The organism is Streptomyces phaeolivaceus (assembly GCF_009184865.1).
Taxonomy (GTDB): domain Bacteria; phylum Actinomycetota; class Actinomycetes; order Streptomycetales; family Streptomycetaceae; genus Streptomyces; species Streptomyces phaeolivaceus.
In genome coordinates this window covers 4163100-4175443 of sequence record NZ_CP045096.1, presented here as the reverse complement: position 1 = coordinate 4175443, position 12344 = coordinate 4163100, and the positions used below count along the sequence as shown (strand labels likewise).

Annotated in this window: 10 protein-coding genes and 1 pseudogene; 8 read left to right on the top strand and 3 right to left on the bottom strand. The window is 71.4% G+C overall.

Annotated features, from left to right (window positions below; all coding sequences use genetic code 11):
- Positions 1 to 86 precede the first annotated feature (86 nt).
- On the top strand, positions 87 to 323 hold the full coding sequence (locus F9278_RS19475; RefSeq protein ID WP_152169507.1) for a hypothetical protein: 237 nt from the start codon (positions 87 to 89) through the stop codon (positions 321 to 323).
- A 290-nt stretch (positions 324 to 613) separates the two neighbouring features.
- Here the strand turns inward: F9278_RS19475 and F9278_RS19470 are convergent, their stop codons facing one another.
- Positions 614 to 4024, bottom strand: coding sequence for a S41 family peptidase (locus F9278_RS19470; RefSeq protein ID WP_404818921.1), 3411 nt, complete (start codon positions 4022 to 4024; stop codon positions 614 to 616).
- A gap of 107 nt (positions 4025 to 4131) precedes the next feature.
- Here F9278_RS19470 and F9278_RS19465 point away from each other — a divergent pair, with 107 nt between their 5' ends.
- The 6 genes and pseudogenes from F9278_RS19465 (at position 4132) to F9278_RS19440 (ending at position 9812) form a co-directional block, all read left to right on the top strand.
- Positions 4132 to 4737: a TetR/AcrR family transcriptional regulator gene (locus F9278_RS19465; protein WP_152169505.1), complete on the top strand. Its 606-nt coding sequence runs from the start codon at positions 4132 to 4134 to the stop codon at positions 4735 to 4737.
- Positions 4738 to 5003: 266 nt separating this feature from the next.
- Entirely contained in the window at positions 5004 to 7352 is a 2349-nt protein-coding gene (locus F9278_RS19460; RefSeq protein WP_152169504.1) for an MMPL family transporter, read from the top strand.
- Between the two features lie 124 nt (positions 7353 to 7476).
- Positions 7477 to 7782: pseudogene (locus F9278_RS19455) on the top strand (LLM class flavin-dependent oxidoreductase); the annotation flags it as partial.
- 95 nt (positions 7783 to 7877) lie between these two features.
- On the top strand, positions 7878 to 8411 hold the full coding sequence (locus F9278_RS19450) for a hypothetical protein (protein WP_152169503.1): 534 nt from the start codon (positions 7878 to 7880) through the stop codon (positions 8409 to 8411).
- Between the two features lie 101 nt (positions 8412 to 8512).
- On the top strand, positions 8513 to 8803 hold the full coding sequence (locus tag F9278_RS19445) for a hypothetical protein (protein ID WP_152169502.1): 291 nt from the start codon (positions 8513 to 8515) through the stop codon (positions 8801 to 8803).
- A gap of 118 nt (positions 8804 to 8921) precedes the next feature.
- On the top strand, positions 8922 to 9812 hold the full coding sequence (locus F9278_RS19440) for an intradiol ring-cleavage dioxygenase (protein WP_152169501.1): 891 nt from the start codon (positions 8922 to 8924) through the stop codon (positions 9810 to 9812).
- Here the strand turns inward: F9278_RS19440 and F9278_RS19435 are convergent.
- Both F9278_RS19435 and F9278_RS19430 read right to left on the bottom strand, forming a co-directional pair.
- A complete protein-coding gene (locus F9278_RS19435) occupies positions 9796 to 10563 on the bottom strand; it encodes a histidine phosphatase family protein (RefSeq protein WP_152169500.1) in 768 nt (255 codons plus the stop codon). The two genes, F9278_RS19440 and F9278_RS19435, sit on opposite strands and share 17 nt — an antisense overlap.
- Before the next feature lie 62 nt (positions 10564 to 10625).
- The gene (locus F9278_RS19430; RefSeq protein WP_152169499.1) at positions 10626 to 10970 is read right to left on the bottom strand and encodes an SsgA family sporulation/cell division regulator; all 345 of its coding nucleotides are present in this window, start codon (positions 10968 to 10970) and stop codon (positions 10626 to 10628) included.
- A gap of 311 nt (positions 10971 to 11281) precedes the next feature.
- On the opposite strand from F9278_RS19430, the gene F9278_RS19425 reads away from it, so the two are divergent.
- The gene (locus F9278_RS19425) at positions 11282 to 12343 is read left to right on the top strand and encodes an energy-coupling factor ABC transporter permease (protein WP_152169498.1); all 1062 of its coding nucleotides are present in this window, start codon (positions 11282 to 11284) and stop codon (positions 12341 to 12343) included.
- The last annotated feature ends 1 nt before the right edge of the window (position 12344 follow it).

The following is a 12344-nucleotide window of genomic DNA, read 5'->3' as shown; positions in this document are numbered from 1 at the left end:
CGTTACTGATCGAAATGCGTGGGATGTCCGCCCGTGTTTGTCTGGTCGAGGCCCGATCCCCTCACCCACAACGGGAGTGAATCCACATGGGCATGAAGGACCAGTTCCAGGACAAGGCCGAGTCGCCGCGGCGGGCTCAGCAGGAGCGGCCTCAGCGTGGCGGTGAGCGTCCGCCGCAGCGGCCCGAGCATGGGCAGCGGCCCGAGCGCGGGCAGCGGCCCGAGCATGGGCAGCCGGAGCGTGGGGTGGGGCGGCGGGACGAGGAGTCCGAGCGGTTGATGCGGGACGAGGATGATCGGTTCCGGCAGGAGTACGAGGCGTAGTGGTGTAGTTGAGTGATGCGTGGGGCGCCCTCCTTGATTGGGGGGCGCCCTTCGGTGTTGTTCGGGGTGGGTTGTCGGGTGCGGGTTCGGTGGGGGCTGGTCGCGCAGTTCCCCGCGCCCCTGAAAAGATGCGCAGTTCCCCGCGCCCCTGAAAAGATGCGCAGTTCCCCGCGCCCCTTAAGGGATGCGTGGTTCCCCGCGTCCCTTAAGAGACGCGTAGTTCCCCGCGCCCCCAAGAAAGCAGGGGCTGTGCCCCATGCTTTTCAGCCTGCCCCGCGCTCGTCGAACCCTCACGAGCGTTCCGGGAGCTTCGGGCGGGCCCTGTTCGGGGTGTTCGTGTGGTCCGGGGGGTCTGCCGGGGGGTGGGTTTTGAGGAGGGTCAGGGCCAGGGTGACGGCCGCTTCCAGTTGGGTGTTGCGGCCCTCCGCCCAGTCCACCGGGGTGCGGAGGGTCTCGTGGTCCGGGGTGACGCCTCGGTTCTCGATGGTCCAGCCGTACGCGTCGAACCAGGCGGCGTTCATGGGGACGGTGATGACCGTGCCGTCGCCGAGTTGGTGGCGGCCGGTCATGCCGACGACGCCGCCCCAGGTGCGCAGGCCCACGACCGGGCCCAGCCGGAGGAGTTTGAAGGCTGCCGTGATCATGTCGCCGTCGGAGGAGGTCGCCTCGTCCGCGAGGGCGACGACCGGGCCGCGCGGGGCGCTGGAGGCGTACGACACCGGCTGGGCGTTCCGTGTCAGGTCCCAGCCGAGGATCGTGCGGGACAGCTTCTCCACCACCAGCTCACTGATGTGGCCGCCCGCGTTGCCGCGTACGTCGACGATCAGGGCGGGCCGGGAGACCTCCATGCGCAGATCGCGGTTGAACTGGGCCCAGCCGGAGCCGCCCATGTCCGGGATGTGCAGATAGCCGCAGTGGCCGCCGCTCAACTCCCGTACGACGTCACGGCGTTTGGCGACCCAGTCCTGGTAGCGCAGGGGGCGTTCGTCGATCAGGGGGACCACGGCTACGCGGCGGGAGCGGCCCTCGCCCTCGGCGGGTGTGAAGGTCAGTTCCACGGTGGTGCCGCCCGCGCCCGCCAGCAGGGGGTACGGGCCCGTCTTCGGGTCCACCGGGCGGCCGTCGACGTGGGTCAGTGCCGCGCCCTCCCGGATGCCCGTACCGGCCAGCGGGGAGCGGGCCTTGGAGTCGGAGGAGTCGCCGGGGAGGATGCGGCGGATCGTCCAGTCGTCGTCCCGGCGGACGAAGTTGGCGCCCAGCAGGCCCTGGCGGCGCTGGTAGTGGGGCGGGCCCTCGTTGCGGCGGGCGGGGGAGACGTACGCGTGGGACGTGCCCAGTTCGCCGAGGACCTCGCGGAGCAGGTCCGCGAACTCGTCGGGGGAGGCGACCCGTTCGACCAGCGGGCGGTACTGGTCGAGGATGGCGGCCCAGTCGATACCGCTCATCCTCGGGTCCCAGAAGTAGGCGCGGATCAGACGGCCGGCCTCCGCGTACGACTGGCGCCACTCGGCGGCCGGGTCGACCTCGTGCAGGACGCGCCGGAGGTCGATCCAGACGGTCGAGTCGCTGTCGCCGGACTCGGTGGACGGGGCGGCGCGCAGGTCGCCCTCGTCCACGACCACGAGTCGGGAGCCGTCGCCGCTCACCGCGAACCAGTCCAGGTGCTCGACGAGTTCGGACTTCTTCGCCTTGCTGATGTTGAAGTGTTCGAGGGTCGGGCGGCCCGTCATGTCGTCCGGGTTGGCGAAGGTCTCGCCCAGCGCGCCCGAGATGGGCCAGCGCAGCCAGACCAGGCCGCCGCCCGCGACCGGGTACAGCGCCGAGTACTTGGAGGCGGTCACCGGGAAGGGCGTGACGCGGTTCTCCAGGCCCTCGGTCTCGACGGTCACCGTGCCGTCGGTGTTCTCGTCCTCGGTCGGGTCCATGCCCCCGGCGACCGGGCGGCCGTCCGGGTTCAGGGCGAACGGGGAGGGCGTGGCGGAGGAGAGCGGGACCAGATAGGGGCGGCAGCCGAGCGGGAAGGAGAGGTCGCCCGTGTGGACGTCGTAGACCGGGTCGAAGCCGCGCCAGGAGAGGAAGGCGAGATAGCGGCCGTCGCGGGTGAAGACCGGGTTCTCGTCCTCGAAGCGGCCGTCGGTGACGTCGACGATGAGGCGGTCTTTCATACGGGCCATCTTGATCTGGCGCAGGGTGCGGCCGATGCCCGGGTGGGACCAGGCCAGCCAGGCGCCGTCGGGGGAGAAGGCGAGGTCGCGGACCGGGCCGTTGAGGGAGGTGATGAGTTCGGTGACCTCGCCGTTCGACTCCTCCGACGCGTCCAGGAGGAGGACGCGGCCGTCGTCGGCGGCGATGGCGAGGCGTTCGCCGCGCGGGTCGGACACCAGTTCAAGGACGCGGCCCAGGTCGCCGGAGGCGAGGCGGCGGGGCTCGCGGTCGCCGGTGGCCCGGGGGAGGTAGGCGATCTCGATCGCGTCCTCGCCCTCCGCGTCCGTCACATACGCCACCTGGCCGCCCGAGCCGAGCATCTCGGGGAGCCGGACGCGTACGCCGGGGGTGTCGGCGATGGTCCGGGCGGGGCCGTCGCGATGGGTCAGCCAGTACAGGCTGCCGCGTACGACGACCGCGCTCGCCCGGCCCGTCTCGTCGACCGAGATGCCGTCGACGTGCTGGGCGGCCGGCACCTGGTACGGCCGCCGCCCGGTCAGCGCGCCCCCGAGCGTCACGTCGAGGCGGCGGGGGAGGGAGCCCGGGGCGAGGTCGTCCACGATCCACAGGTCGCCCGCGCACTGGTACACCACCCGGGTGCCGTCGCCGGCCGCGTGCCGGGCGTAGAACGTGTCGTGGTCGGTGTGGCGGCGCAGGTCGGAGCCGTCGTACGCGCAGGAGTAGAGGTTGCCGACGCCCTCGTGGTCGGAGAGGAAGGCGATCCGGCCGCCGACGAACAGGGGGGAGTGGAGGTGTCCGTCGAGGTCGGCCAGCAGCCGTTCGCCGTGCAGCCAGAGGCGGCCCATGGCGCCGCCCCGGTAGCGCTTCCAGGACGCCGGTTCGTGCGGTGGGGTCCCGGTGAGCAGGAGCGTGCGGTGCTCGCCGTCGATCTCGGCGCACTGGATGTCGGAGACCGGGCCCCAGGGGAGTTTGCGGCCGGGGTCGCCGTCCGTGCGGACCTTGTAGGCCCAGGTGAAGTACGAGAACGGCTCGCCGTGCGAGGCGACGGCCAGGATGTCCGAGCGGCCCTCGCCGCCGGCGGTCGGGGGCGTCCAGCCGCGTACCTCGGTGTCGGGGCTGCCCCAGTGGGTGAGCCGGCGCGCGGGGGCGCCGCCGTCCACCGGGGTCAGCTCGACCTCCGGCAGGACGTTCCGCCAGCTCGTGTACGCGATGTGCCGACCGTCGGGCGAGAAGCGCGGCGTGGCGATCTTCGTACGGTCGACGGTGAGCCGCCAGGCGCGGTCCGAGCCGTCCAGGGGGGCCAGCCACAGATCGTCCTCGGCCACGAAGCAGAGACGGTCGCCGTGGAGGTGGGGGAAGCGGAGGTAGCCGGGGGCGCTGTCGCCACCGGCCGCGCTCTCGTACTTGGCGTTCACCTCCCCATGCTTTTCCGCTCGGGAGGCCCCGGCAACTCGTGCGTCGCCCGGTGGAGGGCGGCGTGACACGGGACACGAACGAAACCGTTTCGTTTTCTTTAGGTCTCGGGGTATCTTCATAAGCGTACGAAACCGTTTCGTTCGAGAAGCGGGTCGTCCGGCCCGCGCATGTCGCGAGGCCGGTAGCCTTGGCGCCTCGAACGTGCGACTGGAGTAAGGGGAGTGGGATGACTGAGACCGCGACGGTGCGCCGCAGTCGGATCACACCCGAGCGTGAGGCCGAGCTGTACGCGGCCGTCCTCGACCTGCTCCGGGAGGTCGGCTACGACGCCCTCACCATGGACGCCGTGGCCGCACGCACCCGGTCCAGCAAGGCCACCCTCTACCGCCAGTGGGGCGGCAAGGCCGAACTGGTCGCCAGGGCGATGCGGCACAACAAGCCGCATCCCGACATCGGCTCGGTCGACACCGGGTCCCTGCGCGGCGATCTGCACGCTCTGGTGATGAGTACCGATGACTGCGCCATGGAACAGAACAACGCGCTGATGCGGGGTCTGGCCATGGCGGTGCACGGAAATCCCGACCTGTTGAAGGCCTTCCGTGAGGTGATCATCGAGCCGGAGATGGTGGAGATCCGCCGTGTGGTGCAGCGCGCCGTCGACCGGGGCGAGGTCCGTCCGGACAACCTCGCCGTCGAGTACGTGGTGCACATGTTCGTCGGCGCCTTCGTCGCGCGGGGGCTGATCGAGGATCAACCGCCCACGCAGAGCTTCCTCCGTTCGTACCTCGACGCCGTCGTCCTCCCCGCACTCGGCGTGCCGACCACCTGGTAGACCACCTGGTAGACCACCCGGCAGTCCGCGCGGCCGACAGATCCCCGCGGTCGGCAGATCCCCGCGGTCGGCATGAACGCCTCGCCACCCCCACCCGGCTCCACCGCCCCACCCGCACCATCCTCCCTACCTGACGCCACCGCTCATGTCGTCGGGCTGATCACCCCTGCCTCGCCCCGCCCCGCCCTGCCTTCCTTCTCTCTGCGGCACGGGCTGATCCGTCCTGCCCTTCGCCCTTCCACGACCTGAACGGGAGTACCGCCCCCGTGGCCACATTCCTCTACAAGCTGGGCCGACTCGCCTTCCGGCGACGACACTTCGTAGCCCTGATCTGGGTGGCTCTGCTGACGCTCGCGGGCGTCGGCGCCGCCTCCGCGCCCGCCGCGGGCTCGTCCTCCTTCTCCATCCCCGGCACCGAGGCCCAGAAGGCCTTCGACCTGCTGGACCAGCGCTACCCCGGCATGAGCGCCGACGGCGGCACCGCCCGGGTCGTCTTCAAGGCGCCCGAGGGCGAGAAGATGGCCGACGCCGCCAACAAGGCGACGGTCGAGAAGACCGTCAAGGAACTCGGCGACGGCTCCGAGGTCGTCTCCGTCAGCGACCCGTTCACCACCCGCGCGGTCAGCGAGGACGGGACGATCGCCTACGCCTCGGTCACCTACAAGGTCCCGGGCATGGAGCTGAAGGACTCCTCCACACAGGCGCTGGAGACCGCCGCGCACAAGGCGCAGGAGGCCGGGCTGACGGTCGAGCTGGGCGGTGACGCCCTCCAGGCCGAGCCCGAGACGGCGGTCGTCGGAGAGATCATCGGCCTCGCCATCGCCGCGGTCGTCCTCGTCGTCACCCTGGGCTCGCTCGTCGCGGCCGGGCTGCCGCTGCTGACGGCGATCATCGGTGTCGGTATCGGTGTCTCCGTCATCACCGCCCTCGCGAGCACGCTCGACCTCGGCGACACGACCTCCACGCTCGCGCTGATGATCGGACTCGCGGTCGGGATCGACTACGCGCTGTTCATCGTCTCCCGCTACCGGGCCGAACTGGCCGAGGGCCGCGCACGCGAGGAAGCGGTCGGCCGGGCCGTCGGCACCGCCGGTTCGGCGGTGGTCTTCGCGGGTCTCACGGTCGTCATCGCACTGGCGGGTCTCACGGTCGTCAACGTCCCGATGCTGACCAAGATGGGTCTCGCGGCGGCCGGTACGGTCGTCATCGCGGTCCTCATCGCCCTCACCATGATCCCGGCGCTGCTCGGCTACGCGGGCCGCAAGGTCCGGCCGGCCGGTGAGAAGGGCAAGGGCGGCGGCCGGCTGTTCGGCCGGGGGAGGGCGAAGGAGACCACGGCCGATTCCACCACCGGTTCCACGGCCGATTCCACCACCGATTCCATCGCCACCTCCACGGCGGGCTCCACCACCGCCTCCACCACGGCCGTCGCGGAAGCCGCCGGGGCGAAGCCCGGTATGGGTACCCGCTGGGCGAGCTTCGTCGTCCGTCGTCCGATCGCCGTGCTGCTGCTCGGCGTGGTCGGTCTGGGCGCGATCGCGCTTCCGGCCACCCAGCTCGAACTGGGCCTGCCCGACGACGGTTCGCAGCCGACGTCCACCACGCAGCGCCGGGCGTACGACCTGCTGTCCGAGGGCTTCGGGCCCGGTTTCAACGGCCCCCTGATGGTCGTCGTCGACGCCGAGGACAGCAAGTCCCCGCAGGAGGCCGCCACTGCGGTGACGGACGAGATCAAGGGTCTCGACGACGTCGTGACGGTGACCCCGGCGACGTTCAACAAGGCCGGCGACACCGCGATGATCACGGTGATCCCGAACTCCAAGCCGTCCTCGACCGAGACCGAGGACCTGGTGCACTCCATCCGTGACGCGGGTGCCGGAGTGACGGCGGACACGGACGCGAAGGTGCTGGTCACCGGCGCCACGGCGATGAACATCGACTTCTCGCAGAAGCTCACCGACGCGCTGATCCCGTATCTGGCGCTGGTGGTCGGACTCGCCTTCCTGCTGCTGATCGTGATCTTCCGGTCGATCCTGGTTCCGCTGAAGGCGGCCCTCGGCTTCCTGCTCAGCGTGCTGGCCGCGCTCGGTGCCGTGGTCGCGGTCTTCCAGTGGGGCTGGCTGGGCGGGCTCATCGGGGTCGAGGAGACCGGCCCGATCATGTCGATGATGCCGATCTTCATGGTGGGCGTGGTCTTCGGCCTGGCGATGGACTACGAGGTGTTCCTCGTGACCCGGATGCGCGAGGCGTACGTCCACGGCGAGAACGCGCACCAGGCCGTGGTGACCGGCTTCAGGTACAGCTCCCGGGTGGTCGCCGCCGCCGCGGCGATCATGATGGCCGTCTTCGCCGGGTTCATCGGCTCCGGCGAGTCGATGATCAAGATGATCGGCTTCGGTCTGGCGATCGCCGTCTTCTTCGACGCGTTCGTGGTCCGTATGGCCATCGTTCCGGCCGTCCTCGCCCTGCTGGGCGACAAGGCCTGGTGGCTGCCGAAGTGGCTCGACCGCGTCCTGCCGAACGTCGATGTCGAGGGTGAGGGCCTGCGGACGACGGACGACACCGTGAGGAAGCCGGCCGAGGACGACGAGGGCAGGGAGTTGGTCCGCGTCTGACACGGCGGCCGTCGGCCGGCCGAGGCCGGTCGGCGGCCGAGCGGGACTGCCGGTGAGGGTCCGTGGGGACGGGCGCCCTCACCGGCTTCCGCGTTCCCGGGCGGGCGCGCCGGTGGCGGTGGTGCGGGAGTCGGCCGGCCGCACCGACGCCCACGGGCTCGCCGTCTACCTCCTCACCGCCACCGGCCCGGACGCCCCCGCGCGCCTGCGCGCCGAACTGGCCGCCGAGGGCCTGGACTCCGTCCCGGAGCTGGGAGTCGCCGGCGACGCGAGCACCGTGGCCTAGGCGGTCGCCCGCCTGACGGAAGCCGGCGCGGACACGGTGATCCTCCAGTCGACGGCCGACGGCCGACGGCCGACGGCCGACGAACCGGACCCGGAGGGCTTCGTCCGCTGCACGGCGGGGGAAGTGCGGCCCCTGGTGCCGTGAGCGTCCCCGCCCGGCCGTACCACTGGCCACGGCGGTCCCCAAGGGGCCAAGCTGGTCGCACGGCGACGGGCGCCGACGGGTGGGGTGGGCGGCGGATGCGGCTGTGGCGGGTGTGGGTGGAGAGACTTCGGCGGGCTCTTCTGGAGCACGACCGCCGCCACGGCGGCACGGAGCCACCACCGAAGGCCCAGATCTTCATGGCCCGGCACCCGGTGGTCCTGGGCCTGCTCGCCGGCGTACCCGTCGGCCTGTGGGTCGCCCACGGACTGTCCGCCTTCGACGACCCCGTACGTCTCCTTCAGGCATCCCTGTTCGGAGGGACGCTCGGGCTCGGCACCTGGCTCACCTGTCGCCTCGAACGCCGTCGCCAGGCCCACTACGCACGTAACGGAGGCTTCCGCAGGACCCTTTCCCAGCCGCCGCCCGTCATGGACGACACGGTGCCGGTCTGGTACGAGGCCCTGCACTGGCTCGGCTACTGGACGCTCTGCGTCGTACTCGTCCGGCTCGTGGGGCAAGCGCAGAACCCGCCCTTCACCTGGGTTCAGAGCGCCTTCTACGCCGGGTTCATCATCGTGGCAGGCTGGGCGGCACGCCTGGTCAAGGAGCGTCGTGGACGGGGCCGTTGAGCACCACTCGTGGGCCGTCGGTGAGCACACCTGGGGAAGACCCGGCCATGCCGCGGAGGACCGACCGACCGCCGTCCCGGGTGACGCGTCTGCGGAGACGGATGCGGCAGGTGGACGGGCGGGGGGCCGTCTTCGTCGGTGGCTGGGACGTGGTGGTGTGTGGTGTGCTGCTTCTCGTGGCCGTCGGGGCGTTGTTCTTCGAGCCCGGGACGCGGGAGGAGGAGACCGAGGCGTGGCATCTCGCGGGGCGGACATACGGCTGGTGGTTCGTGGGCGGGCTCGTGCTCTTCCCCGTGCTGGGCATGATCCGGACGACGGTCGTCCACCTGGTGACGATGATCGCGGCGCCCGTCGCGGCGGCCCTGGTCCTCGTGCTGCCGGCCGCGCGGTGACCGAAAGCCGTGGCGCCTGACAAGATGCCCATGGCAGACACCTGGGAATCCCACAGCAACCGCTCATAGCATCCGGCCATTCCATGACGGGAACATTCGGAAAGCGCGGTTCGGCATCATGAGCACAGCACCCAGGAACGGCAGCGGCGGTCACGGTCACGGCCACGGTCATGACCACCAGCACGACGACGAGTTCGACAGGGGGCTGTCGTACGACCTTCCCGTGTTCGCCCGCCGCCGCATGATCAGACTGCTGGCCGGCGCGAGCATGGTCCCGCTGGTGGCGGCCTGTTCCACGGACGACGGCGGCAGCGCCGACACCGCGTCGGACTCGTCCTCCTCCGGCTCGTCCTCCTCCTCGTCCGGCACCTCCGGCTCGGACTGCGAGGTCATTCCGAACGAGACCGCGGGCCCGTACCCGGGTGACGGCTCCAACGGCCCGAACGTCCTCAAGGAGAGCGGTGTCGTCCGCCAGGACATCACCAAGAGCTTCGGCTCGGCGAGCGGCGTCGCCGAAGGCATCCCGCTGACGATCACCCTGACCGTCGTCGACCAGTCCTCCGGCTGCGACACCCCGAAGGAGGGCGCCGCCGTCTACCTGTGGCACTGCGACCGCGAGGGCCGGTACTCCCTCTACTCCGACGGCGTCACCGAGGAGAACTACCTGCGCGGCGTCCAGGAGGCCGACGACAAGGGCCAGGTCACCTTCACCTCGATCTTCCCCGGCTGCTACACCGGCCGCTGGCCGCACATCCACTTCGAGGTCTACGACAGCCTGGACGACGCCACCGCCGCCCAGAACATCGCCGCCACCTCGCAGCTCGCCTTCCCCAAGGACGTCTGCGACACCGTGTACGCGACGGACGGGTACAGCCAGAGCGTCCAGAACCTCGGTGAGCTCTCCCTGGAGACCGACATGATCTTCAGCGACGGCTACGACCAGCAGCTCGCCACCCTGGAGGGCAGCACCGACAAGGGGTACACGGCCACGCTCACCGTCCCGGTGTGACGCCGAGGTGGGACGTGTCCCCCCACCGCGCCAGCCGCAGCCGTCCCCCGTCGTCGCTCACCCGGCGTGAGACCGAGGCGTTGGGGACGGGCGGCAGCCGGTCCGGGAACGCCGCGCCGAGCCCCGCGCACACCAGGCGCACGGCGACGGCGATCGCGTCATGGGCGATCAGCAGCACCCGGCGGCCGGGCGCGACCCGGTCCAACTCGGTGACGAGGTCCCGCACCCGCAGCACCACATCGGTCAGCGCCTCCCCACCCGGCGGCCGGTAGAACCACTCACCGACCAGGGCCCGCCGCCCCGCCTCCTCGGGCGAGCGGGCGCGAAGCGCGGCCGGCGGGTGCATCTCGAAGATCCCCATCTCCCGGTCCCGCAGCCGCTCGTCGACGAGGAGCGGAGGCGGGACCACGGCCGGGTGCGCCGCCATGGCCTCCCAGGTCTGCCGGGCCCGTACGTACGGCGAACAGACCACCAGGTCGGGCCCCGGACCGTCGTCGCCGTCACCTTGCCCGCCGCGCCCGCCGCCCACGTCGTCCCCGTCGGCGAGCCCGGCCAGCCATGCGCCCAGCGCCCCGGCCTGTGCCCGGCCGAGCTCCGACAGTGGAACGTCCGCGCCCCGGCCCGGCAGCGGTGCGGTCGACCCGGTGCGCCCGGCCTCGGCGTTCGCGGCGTTCGCGGTGCTCTCCCCGTGCCGTACCGCCCACAGCGCGGCGAGCGCGTAAGACGGCGCCAGGCCCCCATGCACTGTCATGCGTCCCCCATGCCTTCCCGGCGGTCGTGCCTTCGGGCATCCCTACCCCCGGACGCCCGTCGTCAGTGCGCCACCGGCACGGCCGTGTAGGTCCGCCGCAGGAAGCGGATCAGCGCCTTCGTGTCGAACTGCAGCACCGCCACCCCCTTCGCCGAGTGGAACTCCATGACCGCCTGGACCCGGCCGCAGGGCCAGATGCTCACGGGGCCGGAGGTGGTGGGCGTACGCAGGCCGCGTTCGAGGAGTTCGCGGGGGAACGTCCACTCGTCGGGGCCGGGCAGGCGTACGCGTACGGCGGCGGCGTCGGTGTCGGGGTCGTAGCGGAGGACGACCTGCACGGTGTCCCGGTCCTCGGGGGAGTCCGTGACGACATGGGCTCGGGCGTACTGCTCGACGGTGACGGACATCGGACGACTCCTCACGCAGAGTGACACAGCGGAAGCTGTGAATCCGCTGTCCACTGCCTCTCCAATGTCGCACATTCTGCGCCGCGCGCCCCCGGAAGCCCCGCGAGAGCGCTGCAAGGCCACTGGAAGCGCACGCGGGGTGTGGCGGTGTCGAGGTGTGGAGTCGCGGGTGGGTCACGGGTACCCGCACTTCGGCGAGCCGTTCGCTAATCGGCTCTGAATCGCTCTTGCGAGAGGCTCGCAACAACGCTCTATCATCGTAAGGTTCCAGCCAATCCAGCCATCCGCAGGCCAGGAGAGCGAGCCCTCGTATGCACGTCCCCGACGGATTCATCAACGCACCCGTCTCGGCGGTCGCCGGAGTCGTCGCCGCCGGCGCGGTCGCCGTCAGCCTGCGCGGCGCCCGGCGTGAGCTGGACGAGAGGACGGCGCCCCTCGCCGGGCTCGTCGCCGCCTTCATCTTCGCCGTGCAGATGCTGAACTTCCCGGTCGCGGCCGGGACCAGCGGACATCTGCTCGGCGGTGCCCTGGCCGCGATACTCGTGGGCCCCTGTACAGGGGTCCTGTGCGTGTCCGTGGTCCTGCTCATGCAGGGCATCCTCTTCGCCGACGGCGGTCTCACCGCCCTCGGCGTGAACATCACGATCATGGGCGTGATCACCTCGGTCGTCGGCTACGCCGTCTTCCGCGGGCTGGTCACCGTCCTGCCCCGCAAGCGCCGCTCGATCACCGTCTCCGCCTTCGTCGCCGCCCTGGTCTCCGTACCGGCCTCGGCCGCCGCCTTCACCCTCGTCTACGCGATCGGCGGCACCACACAGGTTCCGCTCGGTTCCGTCTTCACGGCCATGGTCGGCGTCCACACCCTCATCGGCATCGGCGAGGCCGCGATCACCGCCGCCACGGTCGGCGCCGTCATCGCCGTACGCCCGGACCTCGTGCACGGCGCCCGCGGTCTGACCGCCCCGCTGAAGCTGCGCGTCAACGGCGAACTCGTCGACGCGCCGGCCGCCGAGCCGACCCCCGCGCCCGTCGCCGCGCGCTCCACCCGCACACTCCTCCTCGCCGGGCTCGGCACCTCCCTCCTCCTCGCCGGAGTCGTCAGCTTCTACGCCTCCGCCGACCCCGACGGTCTGGAGAAGGTCGCCGCCGACAAGGGCTTCGACGCCAAGGTCGAGGACCACGCCGCCGCCGACTCCCCGCTCGCCGACTACGGCGTGGAGGGCCTCACCGACGCCCGGCTCGCGGGCGGACTCGCGGGCGTGATCGGCGTCGGCGTCACCGTCGTCGCCGGTACGGGCGTCTTCTGGGCCGTACGCAAGCGGCGGGCCGGCGAGGACGTGTCCCCCTCCGCCGTGCCCGGGAACGTCGGCTGAC